Annotated in this window: 20 protein-coding genes; 9 read left to right on the top strand and 11 right to left on the bottom strand. The window is 42.4% G+C overall.

Features of this window, described 5'->3' with window-relative positions:
• Positions 1–2: 2 nt before the first annotated feature.
• Together GN277_RS06570 and GN277_RS06565 are read left to right on the top strand one after the other, a co-directional pair.
• Positions 3–1,316 carry an IS110 family RNA-guided transposase gene (locus GN277_RS06570; protein WP_159750368.1) on the top strand — a complete coding sequence of 438 codons (1,314 nt, stop codon included), beginning with the start codon at positions 3–5 and terminating at the stop codon, positions 1,314–1,316.
• A 307-nt stretch (positions 1,317–1,623) separates the two neighbouring features.
• Positions 1,624–2,046 carry a hypothetical protein gene (locus GN277_RS06565; protein WP_159750367.1) on the top strand — a complete coding sequence of 141 codons (423 nt, stop codon included), beginning with the start codon at positions 1,624–1,626 and terminating at the stop codon, positions 2,044–2,046.
• A gap of 121 nt (positions 2,047–2,167) precedes the next feature.
• Here the strand turns inward: GN277_RS06565 and GN277_RS06560 are convergent, their stop codons facing one another.
• Positions 2,168–3,007, bottom strand: coding sequence for an acyltransferase domain-containing protein (locus GN277_RS06560; RefSeq protein ID WP_159750366.1), 840 nt, complete (start codon positions 3,005–3,007; stop codon positions 2,168–2,170).
• A gap of 334 nt (positions 3,008–3,341) precedes the next feature.
• Between GN277_RS06560 and GN277_RS06555 the strand changes: the two genes are divergently transcribed.
• Positions 3,342–4,244, top strand: a complete 903-nt coding sequence (locus GN277_RS06555; protein ID WP_159750365.1) for an RpnC/YadD family protein — start codon at positions 3,342–3,344, stop codon at positions 4,242–4,244.
• Positions 4,245–4,538: 294 nt separating this feature from the next.
• On the opposite strand, the gene GN277_RS06550 is transcribed toward GN277_RS06555, so the two are convergent.
• The 4 genes from GN277_RS06550 to GN277_RS06535 all read right to left on the bottom strand — a co-directional run bounded on the left by GN277_RS06550 (position 4,539) and on the right by GN277_RS06535 (position 11,237).
• Positions 4,539–6,167: a CvpA family protein gene (locus tag GN277_RS06550; RefSeq protein ID WP_159750364.1), complete on the bottom strand. Its 1,629-nt coding sequence runs from the start codon at positions 6,165–6,167 to the stop codon at positions 4,539–4,541.
• Between the two features lie 12 nt (positions 6,168–6,179).
• Complete coding sequence (locus GN277_RS06545) at positions 6,180–7,625, bottom strand: TrkH family potassium uptake protein (protein WP_159750363.1); 1,446 nt, start codon at positions 7,623–7,625, stop codon at positions 6,180–6,182.
• An 18-nt stretch (positions 7,626–7,643) separates the two neighbouring features.
• Positions 7,644–9,002, bottom strand: coding sequence for a Trk system potassium transporter TrkA (trkA, locus tag GN277_RS06540; protein ID WP_159750362.1), 1,359 nt, complete (start codon positions 9,000–9,002; stop codon positions 7,644–7,646).
• Positions 9,003–9,161: 159 nt separating this feature from the next.
• Positions 9,162–11,237, bottom strand: coding sequence for an elongation factor G (locus GN277_RS06535; RefSeq protein ID WP_159750361.1), 2,076 nt, complete (start codon positions 11,235–11,237; stop codon positions 9,162–9,164).
• A 187-nt stretch (positions 11,238–11,424) separates the two neighbouring features.
• Here GN277_RS06535 and GN277_RS06530 point away from each other — a divergent pair, with 187 nt between their 5' ends.
• Positions 11,425–12,435, top strand: coding sequence for a hypothetical protein (locus GN277_RS06530; RefSeq protein ID WP_159750360.1), 1,011 nt, complete (start codon positions 11,425–11,427; stop codon positions 12,433–12,435).
• Between the two features lie 218 nt (positions 12,436–12,653).
• On the opposite strand, the gene GN277_RS29980 is transcribed toward GN277_RS06530, so the two are convergent.
• The 5 genes from GN277_RS29980 to GN277_RS06510 form a co-directional block, all read right to left on the bottom strand.
• Positions 12,654–12,887 (bottom strand): hypothetical protein, encoded by a 234-nt coding sequence (locus GN277_RS29980; protein WP_244324621.1) that lies wholly within the window; start codon positions 12,885–12,887, stop codon positions 12,654–12,656.
• A gap of 11 nt (positions 12,888–12,898) precedes the next feature.
• Complete coding sequence (locus GN277_RS29975; RefSeq protein ID WP_244324620.1) at positions 12,899–13,234, bottom strand: HTH domain-containing protein; 336 nt, start codon at positions 13,232–13,234, stop codon at positions 12,899–12,901.
• A gap of 245 nt (positions 13,235–13,479) precedes the next feature.
• Complete coding sequence (locus GN277_RS06520; protein WP_159750359.1) at positions 13,480–13,947, bottom strand: GNAT family N-acetyltransferase; 468 nt, start codon at positions 13,945–13,947, stop codon at positions 13,480–13,482.
• 417 nt (positions 13,948–14,364) lie between these two features.
• The gene (locus tag GN277_RS06515; RefSeq protein ID WP_159750358.1) at positions 14,365–14,736 is read right to left on the bottom strand and encodes a zinc ribbon domain-containing protein; all 372 of its coding nucleotides are present in this window, start codon (positions 14,734–14,736) and stop codon (positions 14,365–14,367) included.
• Between the two features lie 86 nt (positions 14,737–14,822).
• On the bottom strand, positions 14,823–15,140 hold the full coding sequence (locus tag GN277_RS06510) for a winged helix-turn-helix transcriptional regulator (RefSeq protein WP_159750357.1): 318 nt from the start codon (positions 15,138–15,140) through the stop codon (positions 14,823–14,825).
• Positions 15,141–15,293: 153 nt separating this feature from the next.
• Between GN277_RS06510 and GN277_RS06505 the strand changes: the two genes are divergently transcribed.
• The 5 genes from GN277_RS06505 to arr all read left to right on the top strand — a co-directional run bounded on the left by GN277_RS06505 (position 15,294) and on the right by arr (position 18,267).
• Positions 15,294–15,923, top strand: a complete 630-nt coding sequence (locus GN277_RS06505; protein ID WP_159750356.1) for an NAD(P)-dependent oxidoreductase — start codon at positions 15,294–15,296, stop codon at positions 15,921–15,923.
• 163 nt (positions 15,924–16,086) lie between these two features.
• Positions 16,087–16,419 carry a DUF3795 domain-containing protein gene (locus tag GN277_RS06500; protein WP_159750355.1) on the top strand — a complete coding sequence of 111 codons (333 nt, stop codon included), beginning with the start codon at positions 16,087–16,089 and terminating at the stop codon, positions 16,417–16,419.
• Positions 16,420–16,495: 76 nt separating this feature from the next.
• Entirely contained in the window at positions 16,496–17,125 is a 630-nt protein-coding gene (locus GN277_RS06495; RefSeq protein ID WP_159750354.1) for a class I SAM-dependent methyltransferase, read from the top strand.
• A 25-nt stretch (positions 17,126–17,150) separates the two neighbouring features.
• On the top strand, positions 17,151–17,789 hold the full coding sequence (locus GN277_RS06490) for a DarT1-associated NADAR antitoxin family protein (RefSeq protein WP_159750353.1): 639 nt from the start codon (positions 17,151–17,153) through the stop codon (positions 17,787–17,789).
• A 64-nt stretch (positions 17,790–17,853) separates the two neighbouring features.
• Positions 17,854–18,267, top strand: coding sequence for an NAD(+)--rifampin ADP-ribosyltransferase (arr, locus tag GN277_RS06485; protein ID WP_159750352.1), 414 nt, complete (start codon positions 17,854–17,856; stop codon positions 18,265–18,267).
• Between the two features lie 111 nt (positions 18,268–18,378).
• Here arr and GN277_RS06480 read toward each other — a convergent pair whose 3' ends face one another.
• Complete coding sequence (locus GN277_RS06480) at positions 18,379–18,903, bottom strand: O-acetyl-ADP-ribose deacetylase (protein WP_159750351.1); 525 nt, start codon at positions 18,901–18,903, stop codon at positions 18,379–18,381.
• Positions 18,904–18,905: the final 2 nt, after the last annotated feature.

Here is an 18,905-nt window from a genome sequence, read left to right as displayed (position 1 = left end):
TTATGATGCTTGAAAGCATCCCTTATCTCTCAGTCGGGCTTGATGTCGGCGCAGACTTCACCTGGATGTCCATCATGCTGCCCAATGGCATTCTCTCTGGAAAACCTTTTAAGATCATTCATTCTGATCCGCAGTCCCGTGAGCAAGCTGTCGCAAAAATAAAGGAAGCACAAGAGATGTATTCCCTCGAAAGCCGCTGCTTCCTTGAGTCCACCGGGATCTACCACATCCCGCTCCTGTACTTCCTTCGTGATAAGGGGTTTGACTGCTCAGTCATTAATCCTATCATCACTAAGAATAGCACAAATATGAACGTTAGGAAACTGCATAATGATAAATTTGATTCAAAAAAAGCTGCCAAAGTCGGCCTGGATGCTTCCCTGAAGACTTCCATCATACCAGATGATGAGGTCATTGACCTGCGCAACCTGGTACGGGACTACTATTACTTCAAGGACCTGCAGTCCGCTGTCGTACTGAAGCTCACGGCGGAACTGAAAGTGTCCTTTCCCGCATACCGGAAAGTGTTTAGCAAGGTCACTACCCAAACTTCCTTAAAGCTCCTGGAAGCTTACCCCCTTGCCGCAGACATGCTTGCCGCCCCAAAAGACATACTTGTGGAAACCATACGCAAAACCGCACGTTTCGGTGAAAAATATGCCGTTTCCAAATATGATGCCATACGTGCTGCCGCAAAGGACGCCGCTGTTTTCGGACGTGCGCTTCAAAGCAGTGCACTCCGGATCCGGCTGTATATCAAAACCTACCGGGAATACCAGGAGCATCTGGACAATATACTTGAGGACCTGCATAAGGCTGTTGATAAGCTGGAAGGGACGCCGGTTTATGACCGTATCTTCCTTCTCCAGTCCCTGCGTGGTGTCGGTTTTCTCAGTGCAGCCGTCCTGATCGCTGAAATGGGCTCCTTTGACCTGTTTTCTTCCCCAAAGAAGCTTTATGCTTACTTCGGCTTGGATCCTGCCGTGAAGCAATCCGGCAAGTTCAATGGGGATAAAGTCCACATGTCCAAGAGGGGTTCTAGCCTTGCCAGGCGTATCCTGCATATGGTGGCTATCAATAATCTTAAGGTGGATAAAGGGACAAAAACACCAGTAAATCCAGTTATCCACGGCTATTATACCGACAAATGCAAAAGCAAGAAGAAAAACGTGGCTGTCGGGGCTGTCATGCATAAAATCTGCAATATCATTTTTGCCATGCTCCGGGATAATAAACCATTTGAGATCATCACTCCTCAGGAACACTGTGAGCGGTATCTGGCAGCGCAGCCTGACAAGGTACGGAACGCAGCCTAACAGGTCTTATGAATTTTAAATAGTTCCACATGGGTGGGCTTATTAAAGTTACCCTTTTTACATCAAATGCTTCTGAAAAACTTTTTTAACATTTTTCATTTTAGCTATTGACATTTCTTAGCTGGACTTTCTGAAAAATGAGTTTCTTACTTATTATATGAAGAATGTAAAAATAAGTCAAGTAATATTTTCTTATACAAAAGTCACAATTTTAGTTGTTCCAACTCCCTGTTTAGTGTATAATAGTTGTACACAGATCATACTGATGATTTCAGTAAATGAATAATACATAAAGGAGAGGTTTACGATGGTAAATTTATTGACTGGCCCAAAAGGGAGTGGAAAGACACAGAAAATGATCGAGCTTGCGAATAAGAAAGCAAAAGAATGTAACGGTAACGTAGTATTTATCAAGAAAACCCATAGAGACACGGCAAGTGTTACGTTTGACATCCGTACAATCTGTATGGATGATTTTACCTCCATCACGAACACGGACGAATACATAGGCTTTTTATATGGCATGTATAGTTCTAACCATGATATTGAGTGCGTCTTCATTGACGGAGTTATGAAGCACGCCGACATCTCCCTTGAGAATGTGCCGGATTTTGTTGAGAGGCTGAAGAAGATTTCGACTGAATGCGGGATTGAGTTCTTTGTGAGCTTAAGCGCAGACAAGAGCGAACTTACTGATATCCGCGAGGGCGGCTACAGCTATCTGAATTAAGGCAACACGAAGGAGTATCACGGCAATGGGTGGGAATCTGCCGTGATACTTTTTTATACCTTGGTGGACGAAGTCCACCAGCCCGAAGGGCATGTATTACGGTGTGCCCTTGGGTATACACTTAAACTTTTATCCAATTTCTGCATCTCTTTTTTAGAATTCCGTATGCCGAGCCAACTGTTCTACCATTTTGAAGCAGCGTCTTAACCCTTTTCTGTAAACTGGTCACAGAAGGAAGGTTACTATACTCTGTATCTGCCGGAGCTTGAAACAACCATTCCAGGAATTCTTTATCATCCTGATTTTCTTCTATAATATCAAATCTCTCCTGAAAAGATAAGATATTAGACTCTCTTGACAACAATGGCTTCAAAACTGGCGACAGCAGCCAGGAATTGCAGGTATACTTACAAAATTGGTAATCACTGTAATAAGCTTTAAAAAACTTTTCTGCCTGCTCCATGGATTGACTCACGGAAGCCAGCGACAAATCCGCATCTGAAGGGATATGGACTGCGATTACATTTTCACGGTTATACTCCTTGAATTCATATTCCAGCGCCCCAATTCTAAACAGACTCATACTGACCTGCCTGTAGGTCCACCACCCTCTGTCAAAAAACATGCGGCCGTTTTTCTTCTTACATTCCTCCATAAATCTTGTAAAACATTTCATGGTGTCTATGTAAATGTTCACTGGAATATTCTTCTCCACATATTTCTCATATATGCGGCAGGCACATTCCAACTGGCAATAGAGCATTCTCAGATGTTCTTCATCTTCCTGAAAAATAGTTTTAAGACGCTGGTAAGCCTCCCAGGATGATTTTCTGTCAACCATTTGATTCAACTCATTTTCCACCGCTTTCATATCCATATGACTGTCCATTAATTTCAACTTTTGAATTATTTCAGGCTGTAATTGAATCAGATTATATAATTTTTCCTGGGTCATTCCCATTATAACCACACCTCTCCATCCTATTTTACCTAGATTTTTAATATCTTCATTATAACGCAAGAGTTTTTTTCTTGACAACCTTATATTTATCAATTACACTTTATTTACAGACAATGGTAGCTATATGGCAGAACTGTCTTTTTGATATGAAACCTTCAGATATCTTTTATTAAATCATTAGTCCAATCTTTTATTGAATCCTCCTTATATTTCAGGATATTTTCAAAAGCGTTACTATTCATTTTTATTTTGTAAATCCATTGTCTTACCAGTTAATTTTTGATATAGTGATATCAGATAGTTCTCTATATAGTTTTACAGGAAGGGAGACTATATGGAAATTTCTATCCCTCATGAGGCATGGTTAGAAACTACTTCTGCTGCCGCCCAACATGAAGACGCGGCTATGAAGCTCATGGCTCAATTTTTCGCAGATGAACTGATTCCTTACTTTGGAATTTCAGGTAAAGTACGTTCCCTTGCACCAACAGAGCTGGTGCAGCTTGAGATAAAGAAGTTATTCCAAGATTTTAATTTCGTGATGGAGGATGGCTCGTGGATACACTTTGAATTTCAGAGCACCAATGAAGGGATTGCTGGTTTGCGGCGTTTTCGCAATTATGAAGCAACGGCCAGCTATTATCACAAGGTTCCGGTCACCACATATGTTCTTTATTCTGGAAGTATTAAGAGGCCGGTCACAGAACTGCATGAAGGCGTGAACACTTATCGGGTGATACTTATTATCATGAAGGATAGAAATGCTGATGAATTGTTCAGAGACCTGGCAGAAAAGCTCAGGCAGGGGATACCCGTAACCCGACAGGATCTCGTACAATTAGCCCTGTCTCCCTTAATGAACGGTAAAACCTCTCAGAAAGATCGGATTCTCACTGCATTTTCCATTACAAAAGATATTACATCCATCAATCATGAAGATATTCAAAGATTTGAGGCGGTGATTTATGCCATGGCAGAAAAGTTTTTAGATTCAGTAGAATTAAAAGAAGTTAAGGAGGCGATGCGCATGACCAGGGTTGGACAGATGTTATATAATGACGGATTTTCCCAAGGTATTTCTCAGGGCAGCGCGAAACAGAAATTACAGATTGCGAAAAATCTGATTGATATTCTTGATGAAAATATCATTGCAGAACGCATTGGCCTGCCCCTTAAAACGGTTCAGCAGTTGAAAAAGGAGCATTTAAAATCCCATTCTGAATTTACAGGTGAATAACACATGATTTATACACAATTTGGAATTATTGACGACATAAAAGAAGCTCAACAATATTCTTACAATCCCGAAAAATACCATAATACTGCCAGAATCCCTTCCGGCTTTTTAAGATATCGTACTTTCTGACCAGCGAATACACAAAGACGCATGCCTGGTTAAATTAGCTGAGCAGAAAAGGGATGCCATCTTTCGACATCCCTTTTCTATCCTCTATCCCTTGATGAACGAACTCCACCTGCCCGTCAGCATGCATTTCTGAGCGCCCCTTGGGGTACACCCAAAGAGCCTGGATCAATCCTCAACTGCCTCGATCTGGCTTCCACGAATCTCAAGGGACATGACAAGATTAGCCCTCTCATCCTTTTTATACTCCATGACTATCTCCTGTCCTTCTTCACAGCGGACCACATCAATAAAATCAACCACAGAAATGTCGAAGATATCCTGTGAACTATCCACCATAATATAGTAATGAGACGTTCCGTCAATGACCGCCTGGGCAATCTTCGTTATTTTTCCGGTAATCTTCTTGACCTCCCGTGTGTCCTTCTCTGTCTCCTTAACCCCATTGCTAAACAACAGCTCAAGATAATTCTCCTCACACTGGCTCACACTGTCGCCAATGGCAACAATTTGGTACTTCTGCACGTTGACCATGGCATATTTCTTTACCAGCCCCGCATCATCCTTCAACGCGATAAAATATGTGGGCTCATCTGAAATGTTAAGCAGCAGCGGAAACGTGGCCTTATACTTTAGGTTCTGCACCTGTCCTTCCGCAGAAGACATGGCAGAAGCCTCCGTCGCACCCTCCACCTTGTAATACTTTGTCTCCATGGTTCTCTGATTGGACAGCACGAAACCAACATTCGACTGGTCGCCGTTTACCGAGGTTACACCCGTATACATCCACACATCATCATCCAACGCCAGATAATTATACCCATCCGTGGTCTTTAAGCAATCCTTCTGGCTTAACACACTGTTGAAAAACCCATGCTTCAAAGTACCGTAGTAGTCAAACAACTGCACCAAAAGGTCTGCCGAGTAAGCCCTGTCCACCCATTGCGGAACCTCCTCGATATCATAGGTCTTCATATCCCCTGTCACAGCATTGCACAATACCACCTTGCCCACCGTCTCACCGCCAAAAAGACCGATATTGAACTTCTTAACCGGCGCAATCCAGTAAGGGATTCCCTCCTCATCTATCTCAAAACTCAGCTCGCCATAAATATAAGTGGGATGGGCAAACCGCAGATGCCGGTAAATATTCCGGTTAAAGTGCTCGCTGGTCGTATATCGAATACCTTTCTCAAGCTTTACAAGCTCTGTGGTCTGAGTCGCCATATTGATACGGATATATGCCGGAATACCATTCGAGCGATTAGTAAACCATTTGATCAGGCTGGCATACCTAAGTGGAGACACCCTAACCGGATTATCCTTATAGTTAATCTGACTGTAAATATTGTCCACCTCAAACTGAGAAACCATATCCACCATGCTTCCCATCTTCCGGTCACCGAGGATCTCAGCAGTCCCCTTATCCAGAAGCGGAATCTTATCGAAAGAAAGCTCCTCTATATCCTCTGTAAATTCTCCCTCTTCTACTGTTAGCAGCTTCTGGTATTTCTTCGCATTGACAATGGGTGATGACAACAACGAGCCAAGGAGATACACGATTCCCGCCCCCAGTATCAGCACGCCAAAAAATTTCATTACCTTGCTCTGTTTTAACTCTTTCCTGCCAAGTTTTCTGCGCAGAGCATAGGCAGCCGCGAGAGCAACCAGCAAAAACATCCCAAAGAACCACGTTTCAGACGAATGGATATTAATCGCAGGCAGCGCCGCATAATAATATCCTCCCGCCGCCACAATCACGGCTAACACAATCAATAACTTTTTCTTAAAATTCATATAATCTCCTTTTTAAAATTTCCTGTTCCACGCCGAAGCGGTAAACAGCATCAGGAAGGGGAAAATCTCCAGACGCCCCGCCAGCATGTCGCAGCAGAACACCAGCTTCGACAACGGCGAAAATCCTGCAAAATTCCCATTAGGACCCACATCATTAATTCCAGGTCCAATGTTGTTAAGCGTAGTCAGTACCGAACTAAACGTTGTACCAAAATCCATATTATCAATAGATACCAGCAGTACCGAACCTGCAATAATCCCGATATACGCCATCAGATAGACATTCAAGGTTCTCAATACATCTTCATCTACCTTCTTCCCATTCATACGGATGATGCTGACAGACTTTGGATGTACCATCTGCATAATCTCACGCTTAATACATTTCATCATCATCATAAAACGAGCAACCTTCATACCTCCGCCAGTGGAGGAGGCACAAGCGCCAACCATCATCAGAAACAGCAGTACACACTGGGAAAACATGGGCCACAGCGTATGATCCGCCGTCGCATAACCAGTCGTAGTGATGATGGACGCCACCTGAAAAATCGCGTACCGGAAGGCATGCAAAGGATTGCCATACAAATGGTTAATATTAAGGGTAATCAGGCAGGCCGCTGACAGTATCATCAAAAGATAAGTCTTCAACTCCTCATTCTTCCAGACTGGTTTGAAGTCCCTAAGCAGCAGGAAAAAATACAAGTTAAAGTTAATTCCAAACAATATCATAAATACCGTAATCACACCGTCAATATATGCGCTGTCAAAGTGCCCTACACTTGACGAATAGTTGGCAAATCCTCCTGTCCCTGCCGTACCAAAGGAAAAAATCAGGCTGTCGTACAGGTTCATCCCTCCCAGCAGAAGAAGAAGCACTTCAATGGCCGTCAGCCCGAAATACATTCCATACAGGATTCTAGCCGTGGACATGGTCTTTGGCACCAGCTTATCCTTCTCCGGTCCTGGCACCTCCGCCCGTATCAGATACATGGTATTTTTCTTGTCCAGCTTGGTGAGCACCAAGACAAACACCAGCACTCCCATACCGCCGATCCAGTGTGTAAAGCTTCTCCAAAACAGCATCCCCTGAGGCAAGGCTTCAATATCCGGCAAAATAGTAGAGCCTGTGGTAGTAAATCCGGATACCGTTTCAAAAAATGCATCCACATAATCTGGAATACTTCCAGAAAGGGTAAAGGGCAGAGCCCCCACCAGCGACCAAAGAATCCAGGCGCTGGCCACAATGATCATGCCTTCTTTCCCGTAAATGTTTCTGTTCTCAGGCTTCTTCACCCCTGCCAGCAGAAAAACCACCCCTGCAATGGCTGCCGAAATCAGGAAAAACACACCGCTAAATTCTCGGTAGATTAGGGACACCAACGCCGGAAGCAGCAAAAGCACCGCCTCCACCCCCAGCATTTTCCCCAGAATATACCGTATCATCTTTGTATTCATAACTAATTCCCGTCTCCCCTACGCAAGTATGTCAGTAAATTTATTGATAATATGCTCTTTCGTAACTACGATAACACTGTCGCCCACCTCCAGATGGTCATCACCGCCTGGAATGATAATCTTCCGTTTTCTGCCAATACACGCAATCAGATGGTTTGGCTTGGTGGGCAGATTCTTTAGGGGAACATTGGTAAAATCACAGGCTTTCTTGATGATAAACTCCATTGCCTCAACCTTGCCGCCAAGCAGTCGGTAAATGGTCTCCACGTCTGCATTGCTGTAAGAATTCTTCCTGGCACGTACATAATTCACAATTTCATCCGCCGCCGCGCCTTTTACGGAAACGATACTGTCAATTCCAAGACCCTCCACCATCTGGGCCCGTGAATCCTCATTTACCTTGGCGACAATCTTATCCACCCCCTGTGCCTTGGCAAACAGGGACATGATGATATTCTCCTCATCCATACCCGTCAGCGCAACTACTGCATCCGTATTCTGGATTCCCTCCTCCACAAGCAGGTCGTGATCTGCCGCATCACCATGTATGATGGTGGCTTTGGGAAGCATCTCACACAGGTACTCACATTTCTCCTTATTCCGTTCAATAATCTTCACCTGCATCCCTGCCTCAAGTAGCTGGCGCGTAAGATAGAAGCATAGGTTTCCGCCGCCGCAGATCAAAACCCGCCGAATCTTGGTGCTCTTACGTCCCAGAGACTTAAAAAATGACCGGAGGTTCTGGTGTCCCGCTGCAATATGCAGTCTATCATCCTCCTGCACCACGAAATCTCCATCTGGAATATAGACAGAGGCTCCCCTCTTAACAGCACAGACCAGGATATTGATACCGAATTTGCGCCCAATGTCTGCCAGGGAAAGTCCCGCCAAGGGGCTGCCCTGCTTTAAAACATGCTCTACCAGCTCTACCCTGCCCTTCATAAAAGTCTCCACCTTGCTGGCCTCAGGGAATAAAAGAATTCTGGCGATTTCATTTGCCGCCGACAATTCCGGATTGACCGCCATACTTAAGTGCAGATCCTCCTTAAAGAAATCAATCTGCCTGTAATAAATGGGGTTACGCACCCTGGCAATGGTATGCTTCGCGCCTAACCTCTTGGCAAGGAGACAGCTTAACATATTCATCTCATCCATAGACGCACATGCAATCACCAAATCAGCATGGGGAACATCCGCCTGCTTCTGCACCTCTATATCTGCTCCGTTTCCAGGAATACAGAAAATATCGAGCTGATTCACCGCATCTTTTAGTTTTCCCGTATTCTGATCAATTAAAACAATATCATAGTCTTCCTCTGATAACTGGGCTGTCAGTTTATGCCCAACCTTACCGTCACCAATAATTACTATCTTCATTTTTTTGATCCTCATTCATGTCTCTCTCGTATTTGCCATAAGTACCGTAGTATTATTATATTCATTCCATACACTACTATGGCAAAAGAGATTATAGCACTTTTACTATAAGAAAAAAAGCCCTTACGGGCTTTTCTTCTATTCTTAAGTATTTTGTTTTTATTCCTCAGCAGCTCTCTTGGCAATCTCTGCCTCCTGGACATCAGACGGTGCCTGCTCGTAGCGTGCAAACTCATAGGAGTAAGTTCCCCTTCCACCCGTCATAGAACGAAGTACTGTACAATAGCCAAATACGCCTGTCATCGGGATATCTGCCACGATCTCCTGCAATCCTCCTGCAATGGGATTCATGCCAAGCACACGTCCGCGGCGCTTATTCAGATCCCCCATTACATCTCCGGTATAATCATCTGGAACAACTACTTTAATAGATGCGATTGGCTCTAAGAGAACAGGCCCTGCCTCCATGAAGCCTTTCTTAAATGCCTGGATGGTTGCCGTCTTAAACGCCATCTCGGAAGAGTCTACCGGATGATAGGAGCCGTCGTACAGCGTAGCTTTTACACCTACAACTGGATATCCGGCGAGAGGTCCCTTAACCACAGATTCCTGAAGCCCCTTCTCTACTGCCGGAAAATAGTTCTTCGGAACCGCGCCGCCAACTACCGTCTCTTCAAAAATATACGGTGTATCCAAATCACCGGAGGAAGCGAACTTCATCTTAACGTGACCGTACTGTCCGTGTCCGCCGGACTGCTTCTTATACTTGGTATCCACATCAGAATTCTTCTTAATGGTCTCACGGAATGCAACCTTGGGCGTCTCTAAGGTTACTTCACACTTATATCTCTCAAGCAGCTTGCTTACCGCAATCTCCAAGTGCTGGTCGCCCATACCGTAGATGAGCGTCTGACGATTCTCACTGTCATTTACCGCCTTCAAGGTAATATCCTCTGCCATCATCTTCTGAAGAGCCTGAGATACTTTGTCCTCATCTCCCTTGTTCTTGGTCACATACTTCATATATGTATACGGCTTGGAATACTCAGTCTTTCCAAACAGCACTGGCGTGGTCTTTGCAGAAAGGGTATCGCCTGTCTTCGTATTGGTCAGCTTCGCAATCGCCCCAATATCTCCTGCAAATAACTCCTTAACCTCTACCGGTTTATTTCCAACCATGGTATAAATCTTTCCAAGCTTCTCATCCGTCTCGGAATCTGCATTATAAAGGGTATCCTCGCCCTTCAATACGCCAGAGCATACCTTCACAAAGGAATACTTTCCGATAAACGGGTCTACCATAGTCTTGAACACATAGGCAGACTTAGCCTTGGCAAAGTCATAATTCGCCTCGTAGATCTCATTAGTCTTGCGGTTGATCCCTGCACATTCTCTCCAGTCTGGACTTGGGAAAAATCTTACGATATCTGAAAGCAGGTTCGCAACGCCCTGTGCCTGTACGTTAGAACCCATAGCAACCGGAACAATCCGCCCCTCCATAACCTCAGTACGCATCGCCGCGCGAATCTCCTCCACAGAGAACTCCTCGCCTGCAAAATAACGCTCCATATATTCATCACTGATCTCGGCTACCGCCTCTAACAGCTTCTCACGGTAGGTCTCAAGGTTCGGCTTACAGTAATCCGGAATGTCACATTCCTCTCTCTGCCCGATGCCAGTATAGCGTCTGCCCGCGTTCTTGATAACGTTGACATAGCCTACCAGCTTCTCATTCTCTCTGATTGGCTGGAAATGAGGTGCGATCACCTTGCCGTATCTCTCGTTCAAATCCTCAACCACCTGACGGAAGCTTGCGTCGTCTACGTCCATCTCTGTCACGTAAATCATACGCGGCAGCTTGTACTTGTCGCACAACTCCCATGCCTTCTCTGTCCCGACTTCCACACCAGATTTACCGGAAACTACAATTACCGCCGCATCCGCCGCGCTGACTGCTTCCTCGACCTCTCCTACAAAATCGAAGTAGCCCGGCGTATCTAAAATATTAATCTTCGCCTTCTCCCACTCGATTGGTAACAAAGTCGTGCTGATTGAAAATTCTCTCTTTTGCTCCTCTTTATCGAAATCACTGATCGTATTGTGGTCTGTGATCTTCCCCATACGGTTTGTTGCTCCTGATACATAAGCCATCGCTTCAGCAAGGCTTGTCTTGCCGCTCCCCCCATGTCCTAAGAGAACTACGTTCCTGATCTCGTCAGTTCTGTAAACCTTCATATTTTCGGTGCCTCCTTATATTTGGTAAAATCTCATGTTTACATTGTACTAAAAAATCGGTGGTATTACAACTCTTTTATACATATTTTACAAGGATTTCTTTTCTTTTTCAGAAACTCTTTTACCAAAATATGTGCATTTTTGATATAATAGTAAGTAAGGTCTTAAAATGGAAAGGTAGGTTTTTATGCCAAGACGAGCTAAATACAGCAATGTAAATAAAACAAATCAGATACGTGCTCCCCATGTGAAGGGCATGGGCGATGTATCTTTTAAAGGATTTCAATGTTTAAATCCAAACTGTACATATTTTATATTTGTCAGAAAAGATGATATAACTGAAAATTTTACAGTCAAATGTCCGCAATGTGGTTATGTCCACGAGGCTGGTGGAGAAACCGTTTTTTATGACTACTCTATGGATGTTAATGATGAAAATGGAAATCCTGAATCGGTCGCTACCGGTCAATTTACAATATATCATGACGACTATATTGCTGAAGCTAAAGAGTACAAATATTGTATTGTTTGCAACACTCTGAAACCTATAGAGGACTTTGACAAACATAGCGCAAGAAAAACAGGCCGCCAGGGAGAATGTCGTTTATGTAAAAAAGCATACAATGAGATAAAAAACGGCACAAGGCTAACCGACCAGCACCGAGAAGCGGCTCAGCGCAGGCGGCTACTACTGGATATTACAGGCTCGCCTCGAATAGACAGTGCAGCAATCGAAAACAGATTCCATCATAAGTGTTTCTGCTGCGGCGCCGACTTAAGCCATGTTTCCAGTAATCGTGAAAAACCTCTTGACCACACGCTGCCAGTATACTACCTGTGGCCGCTTAATACTGAGAATGCTACTTTACTCTGTCATGATTGCAACGGACAAAAATCTGGCACCTGGCCTTCCCAATTTTCGGGCTATAGTGACGCAAAACTACACCAATTATCTATTCTTACCGGAATACCATACGACACGTTAGCCGGCCCGCCTACATATAATCCAGATGCCATAGCTGCTTTGCATGATCCAGAAAAGGTCGATTCATTACTTGTTAAATATGCACATTATATGGATGTAGTTATCAGCCTTCGGAACAGGATTCTGCGTGATACTGGTTTCGACTTTTTTAGCGTATCTGCAACCATCTCTGACGCATATGTAAGAAAAGCTAATGAGCTGTATAACAGATAAAGTAAGGGACTACCTATTTCCCGACAGACAATCATGAGAGTATCTCGCCATAATCAATGTAAATGTGTCGGTACACTAGATCGATCACTATAGAGTGGTATACTAAAGGTGCCAAATAAAGTTTGAAGATGATTGGCCTTTCAAGTCCGTCCAACAGACTGATCTTCATCTCCTTTGGTGTACCACTAGAAGCCGTTAGAAACACTAGCAGAAAATTTTTAGGGTAACATGCCCTTTTCCTTGCATTTTATCTGCGCAACCTCCTCGTCTTCATAAATCTCATCGTAAATACTTTTCACTTTTCCAACCTTAATATCTTCCATCAAATCATTGAGGAAATGCTGAAAATCTCGGTTGGCATCTACCAGCCTGTTAATAGTATCCCAATCCAGAGATTCTTTTTCTTTTGCCGAAAATAAGATTTCACTCTGCATAAAGTGTTCTGCATCCAATCGAATTACTCCTATACGAGTAAAATATGCAGGTCACGTTCTTTAAACTTATGTCTGTCCCCAGCTTTCTCCTGTTTTTCTTCATACTGATCCAGACCGGCTATCTTGTCTTTTAGATAAAATTTTGCAGGACGCTTACTTACCTGCGTAAAATAGGAATTCTCATTATTCTTGATATCCACATATATTCTGGCAGAAAGGGTACGGACCGGTGTTTTACCGGAAGAATTTAATCTTTCCCACAATCCCTGTTGTCCTGCAAACTCCCACATTTCTTCTGCCGAAAGCGGAACATTCTTTCGTTCCAGAACTTCCTTTGCCAAGTCTAAAAAACTATAATTCATCATTTGTCACCCCAATTCTAACTTCCATCATTATAATTCTCAAGCAGTTCATTCAGAATAGCAGCTTTCTCGCTCTGTTCCTTCTGATATGCTTTTACGCCGTTTTTCAACTTCTCAAAATCCCAATATCTGTTACGGTATGTAATAAATGAATCAAATTCATCTCCTCCTGGACACTTTTCACATGGAACATAATCCGCAATTCAAACCCCAGAGAGAAAACAACTGATCTTCTCTAGTAAAATTTTTTATAATCCCATTTTCTCCATAGTATGATAGCAAAGATAATCTCCGTTTTCTGTTTTGATCTTTTCAAAAGCAACGATTTCATATCCTCTTTTAAAATACATGTTTTCCGCCGGAAAAGAAGCATCTACATGAACCTTGCCATATTTTTCTAAAATTCTTTTTTCCAATATATCCATTAGCCAGCTTCCATACCCCTTACCCTGATACTCAGGCAGAATAAACAGTCTGCATATTTCATTTTTTCTGATACTTCCTGTCCCTACGATTTCTCCCTGTACCAACACCAGATAAATTTCTTCTTTATTTTTTACTTTTTTAACTTCCTCCTCACTATGAAGCTCTATAAAAAACTCCACAGCTCCAGCGGGATAATACTGAGGATAAATAGCTCGTACTGTTTCTGCTGCGATTCTTGCTACCGTAGCAGAATCTTCTGTCTGCCTTAACTCTATAGTCGAATGAAGCATCTATAACCTCCAAATCAGAAACACTAAGGTTCCCTTTTTCGCTTAAATATATCTTCGGACTTCTTTTATACATAGAATAGCGTGAAAATCTATAAATTCCTTTCGTGTTTAGCCCCTCAGCAGAAGGAGATGAAAAACCAATAATAGAAACTGCACACAGCATTAACCCCAGCAGATAGCATACCGCTCCAATAAAAAACAAACCTGAAAATTATATCCGTACTTTAAAAAAACACAGATAGATAACAATCGCCGTATTGGAAATTTGATAAATCCAATATGCTACCATTTCCAATCATTGGAGCAAAGTGAGCCGCACGCTGGACTGACCCCCTGTCCCGACACCACAGTAAGCCAGACCTAATTAGAAAAAATTTCTATATGCAGAATTATTGGTGTCCTAACAATGTACTCATATCAAAATTTCTTTCCACATTTTGGACAGTATTCAAACTCCTCCTGCGTCTCAAATCCACAGTTACTACATCTTTTGAAGCTGCTTTTGTACCCTGCCTGCACCTTTGTTAAATTCTCTGGCAGTATCTCTGTCTTCTCTCCCCTTACAATCCGCTTTCCGATCTCCGGTTCAAGAGAATAAACTGTGTTGCAGCATGTACTCTGTACATAATACTGCCTGTTCCATTTCAAACAAGGAATGAAAAATAATGACAGACACATATAAGTCATGTACACCTGATATCTCCCATAAGAACCGCAATGTTCACAGACTATCATCTGATCATAGTCAAAATCTTTTCTTCCCTGTGTAATTCCCATAATAAAAAACATCTGAATAATTCCTCTGGCCGTTCCCCAATCAATGAAACACATTCTATTTCTTTACACAGAATGCAACCGCATTACCATTGTATTTGTCAATTTTTCTTTTTATATTCCGTTCCCCATGAAAACATAGCGTCCAAAATAGGTTTTAGACTAAAACCTGTTTCGGTAAGAGTATATTCTACCCTTGGTGGTACTTCTGGATAAACTTTGCGAGTAAGCAGTCCATTATCTTCCATTGAGCGTAAATTAGCAGTCAATACTTTTTGCGAAATGTTTCCAACAGATTTTTTCAACTCTCCAAAACGCTTTGTACCTTCCAGTAGGTCACGGATAATAAGAACTTTCCAGCGGTCACTGATAAGCATTAAAGTGGTTTCTACCGGACAGGCAGGCAAATTTTTATCCATCAAAATCCCCCATTTCTTCACAATAGTTTCTTTTAGGTAACTACGGCACAATAAAGTGCTTACTTTACGTTTTCTCCCTACGGATATATTATAATCTTGCAAGCGGGAAAAAACAAGCCGCAAACAAAATTAAAAAATAGGAGGAACGAAAGTATGAAAATCGCAGTTATTTGTGCAAATGGTAAAGAGGGTAAGTTGATTGTCAGGGAAGCTATTGCAAGAGGGGCAGACGTTACCGCCGTTGTGCGTAGAGAAAACCAGTCAGAAGCAACAAGCGTCATCAAAAAAGACCTGTTTGATTTGACCGCAGCCGATTTGGAGGGCTTTGATGTTGTGATTGACGCTTTTGGCGCATGGACGCCGGAAGCTCTGCCGCAGCACAGCACTTCTCTGAAACATCTTTGCAACCTTGTAAGCGGCACGGAAACAAGACTTCTTGTTGTTGGCGGGGCGGGCAGCCTGTATGTGACCCCTGAGCATACTGTACAGGTCATGGACGGGGCGGACTTTCCGGAGGTGTTCAAGCCGCTTGCTTCCAATATGGGAAAGGCGCTTGATGAGCTTCGCACCAGAACAGATGTAAAATGGACATATATTAGCCCTGCCGGAGATTTTCAGGCAGACGGGGCAAGAACTGGAAAATATATCTTAGGCGGTGAAGAATTAACATTGAACGCGAAAGGAGAAAGCATAATCAGTTATGCTGACTATGCGGTTGCTATGGTTGATGAGGCGTTAAATGGAAGCCACATTCAGCAGAGAATTTCAGTTGTTGCAGAATAAGGTGATTTTTAATGTTTTTAAAGACTGCGACTACAAAATCTACAAACAGTTAAGGATTAAGCTAGTGTGATGACCACATTAGAAATTTACTATTGAGATTATTCTTTCATTAAAATTGCCGATATGAAGATATAAACATTGAATTGATAGGAGATACGAAATCGTGAGAAATATGATTGCATACTGCGGACTGGATTGTGAAAAATGTGATGCATATCTTGCAACGCTCCATAACGACAACGCGTTACGTGCGAAAACCGCAAAACTATGGGCGGAATTGAACCACGCTCCCATTTTGCCTGAACACATCAATTATGAGGGCTGCCGTGTGGGTGGAGTTAAAACGGTATACTGTGAAAGCCTTTGCGAAATTCGCCAGTGCGCTCTAAATAAAGGCGTGACGACATGCGGTGATTGTCCAGATACAGAAACATGTCAGGCGCTTAGTGAGATTGTCTCAAATACTCCAGACGCTCTGAAAAATCTGAAAGGATAAACTTACATAATCGATACAGCTTCCTACTTGCCAGGCAGTTGTATCGATTAAAATCGTTATTAAATGAGGAGAGAAAATGAAAAATCCGTGGATCGAAATTCCATTAGCTGATTATGAAAATCATATGAAACTTGATTCTGTTATGCAGTTACAGGCTATGAATGAAATGATGAAAGGTCAATTCAATACTTACTCCATTTCCAGCGTAATAATATTTGGCCTTGCAGGAGGTAATGGTCTTGAGCATATCCAGAAAGATAAATTCATAAAAGTATATGGAATTGACATCAATTCCTCTTATTTGCAATCCGCCATACAAAGATACCCCCATTTGGACGGACTTCTGGAGTGCATGTGCATCAACTTAATAGATGAAGCGGATAAGCTGCCAAAAGCAGATATGGTTATTGCAAACTTATTGATTGAATATATAGGATACCAGTGCTTTCAGAACGCAATCCGACAAGTACATCCTAAGTATGTTTCGTGTATTATTCAAATCAACATGGAGGAAAATTGGGTGTCCGATTCCCCCTACCTACATGTATTTGACGGACTGGAACAGATACATCATCAAATAAAAGAACAGACATTAGAGAAAGTAATGCACGAAATTGATTATCACGCAATCAGAACTTTAGCGCATAAACTACCTAATGGTAAAAAACTGGTACAGATAGACTTTATTAGTTCATTAGAAGAATAAACCACATTTTATATAGGAGGGACAGATGGCAAAACGACCTGCATTTTTTATTCGTCAAGGAAAAGTTATTAGTGAAATGTATTCGTTTGAATGGTATTCTGGTTTTGCAGTATCTCAAAAACAAAAATCTATAAAAAGTCTGCACAATGCAATTATAAAAGCAGATGTAAACGCTAAGCCATTAGAAATCAGCACTAAGAGTCAGGAAACGATTGGAATTAAATTAAGTGCGTTCAATCTCAAGATAAATAACAATACCCTTGAGAATGTTTTTCAGAGCGCTAAAGTTTTTGAGAATGGTGGTCCTTATCTTGATTTGCTTGATATGCCACCAAAAGAAGCTAAGCGCGATGAAAGATTGCATAAATCAGGAAGCCTAAAAGCGTTTCGTTACCAAAATGAAGATTTTCCTTTAATTCCCCAAACGGTATTCTATGATTTTATCTATATTACCGCTATCAAAAAATCGTTTACAACAGATGAAATCAATGCAATTTTAAGTTATAATTATTTTACTGATATAGAATTTAATCCTACCAAAAGCATCAATACTCAAGCAAGATCTGCCGCAATTCTTAAGTTGATTGTAGATGAATATGGGTATCTGCCATCTTTTAGTAAAGAGGATTTTATTCAATATCACAAAGAACATATTTCTTATTGATAAATTCTAGTTTCTCAGACAATTATATGGATTAACAATCGAAATAGGTAAAGGAGAAGATCATATGAGTGATAAGATTATATTTAGTCCGGGTTCATTTTTTCATGGAACAAAAGCCGATTTAAATATTGGTGATTTCTTGGTTACAGGAATGAAAAAAAATTATAACGATGATAGAAAATCAGGATATGTTTATTTTGCCGGAACATTGGATGCTGCAATCTGGGGCGCAGAATTGGCAGAGGGAGACGGTACGCAGCGGATATATGTTGTTGAACCAACCGGAGATTTTGAAGATGACCCCAACCTTACTGACAATAAATTTCCTGGTAATCCTACAAAATCTTATCGAACAAAGCAGCCATTAAAAATTATCGCAGAGGTAACGAAATGGGAGGGGCACCCTTCGGAAGTGATAAATAGTATGCTTGAAAATCTTAGACAGTTATCTGAAAAGGGAATCAAAGCAATAGACTGATTAAAGACAAATCCATTGGGAATCTTTGACGTCTTTCTTCTGTGCGTGGAGCCCAGATCATTAATTTAACTTCCAGTTATCTCCTGGAATAACTGCGCTTACTGCTGAATTTTAAGTTTTAATTTCGCAAACCGCATGAGCATATGCGGCGAGGGTCCTGGGATCAAACAGTACAAATCTTACAATGTCAATTTTGTCCATATGCTCTTCGCAGAACTTTTGGACTGTTCTGGCTGCCACAAGCGCAGCCTGCTCTACCGGATAACGATACACCCCTGTTGAGATGGAAGGAAATGCGATTGTCCGAATCCCATGCTCAACCGCAACCTTAAGGGAATTCCTATACGCATTTTCAAGAAGCTGTTCTTCTAAAGCATCTCCTCCATGCCAGATGGGCCCTACCGTGTGGATCACATATTTACACGACAGAAGATAAGCTTTGGTAAGCTTTGCCTCTCCTGTCTTACAGCCATGCAGCGTTCTGCATTCAGCCAAAAGCTCGCAACCGGCTGCACGGTGGATGGCACCGTCCACACCTCCTCCTCCAAGCAGGCTGTTGTTCGCCGCATTTACGATTGCCTCCAGATCATCTACTTTCGTAATATCACCCTGAACAGTCTGTATCTGATATCCCATAG

The organism is Sporofaciens musculi (genome assembly GCF_009830285.1).
GTDB classification, from domain to species: domain Bacteria; phylum Bacillota; class Clostridia; order Lachnospirales; family Lachnospiraceae; genus Sporofaciens; species Sporofaciens musculi.
The sequence above is the reverse complement of the archived record's forward strand: the minus strand, read 5'-3'. Positions and strand labels throughout refer to the sequence as shown.

Bases quoted from the DNA above. Each gene is read 5' to 3' on its own strand.
- GN277_RS06545 (WP_159750363.1), bottom strand. From the start codon at position 7,625: ATGAATACAAAGATGATACGGTATATTCTGGGGAAAATGCTGGGGGTG.
- GN277_RS06515 (WP_159750358.1), bottom strand. From the start codon at position 14,736: ATGTTTTTTATTATGGGAATTACACAGGGAAGAAAAGATTTTGACTAT.
- GN277_RS06565 (WP_159750367.1), top strand. From the start codon at position 1,624: ATGGTAAATTTATTGACTGGCCCAAAAGGGAGTGGAAAGACACAGAAA.
- GN277_RS06510 (WP_159750357.1), bottom strand. From the start codon at position 15,140: ATGGATAAAAATTTGCCTGCCTGTCCGGTAGAAACCACTTTAATGCTT.
- trkA (WP_159750362.1), bottom strand. From the start codon at position 9,002: ATGAAGATAGTAATTATTGGTGACGGTAAGGTTGGGCATAAACTGACA.
- GN277_RS06535 (WP_159750361.1), bottom strand. From the start codon at position 11,237: ATGAAGGTTTACAGAACTGACGAGATCAGGAACGTAGTTCTCTTAGGA.
- GN277_RS06505 (WP_159750356.1), top strand. From the start codon at position 15,294: ATGAAAATCGCAGTTATTTGTGCAAATGGTAAAGAGGGTAAGTTGATT.
- GN277_RS06555 (WP_159750365.1), top strand. From the start codon at position 3,342: ATGGAAATTTCTATCCCTCATGAGGCATGGTTAGAAACTACTTCTGCT.
- GN277_RS06495 (WP_159750354.1), top strand. From the start codon at position 16,496: ATGAAAAATCCGTGGATCGAAATTCCATTAGCTGATTATGAAAATCAT.
- GN277_RS06530 (WP_159750360.1), top strand. From the start codon at position 11,425: ATGCCAAGACGAGCTAAATACAGCAATGTAAATAAAACAAATCAGATA.
- arr (WP_159750352.1), top strand. From the start codon at position 17,854: ATGAGTGATAAGATTATATTTAGTCCGGGTTCATTTTTTCATGGAACA.
- GN277_RS06520 (WP_159750359.1), bottom strand. From the start codon at position 13,947: ATGCTTCATTCGACTATAGAGTTAAGGCAGACAGAAGATTCTGCTACG.
- GN277_RS06570 (WP_159750368.1), top strand. From the start codon at position 3: ATGATGCTTGAAAGCATCCCTTATCTCTCAGTCGGGCTTGATGTCGGC.
- GN277_RS06560 (WP_159750366.1), bottom strand. From the start codon at position 3,007: ATGGGAATGACCCAGGAAAAATTATATAATCTGATTCAATTACAGCCT.
- GN277_RS06480 (WP_159750351.1), bottom strand. From the start codon at position 18,903: ATGGGATATCAGATACAGACTGTTCAGGGTGATATTACGAAAGTAGAT.
- GN277_RS06550 (WP_159750364.1), bottom strand. From the start codon at position 6,167: ATGAATTTTAAGAAAAAGTTATTGATTGTGTTAGCCGTGATTGTGGCG.
- GN277_RS06490 (WP_159750353.1), top strand. From the start codon at position 17,151: ATGGCAAAACGACCTGCATTTTTTATTCGTCAAGGAAAAGTTATTAGT.
- GN277_RS29975 (WP_244324620.1), bottom strand. From the start codon at position 13,234: ATGATGAATTATAGTTTTTTAGACTTGGCAAAGGAAGTTCTGGAACGA.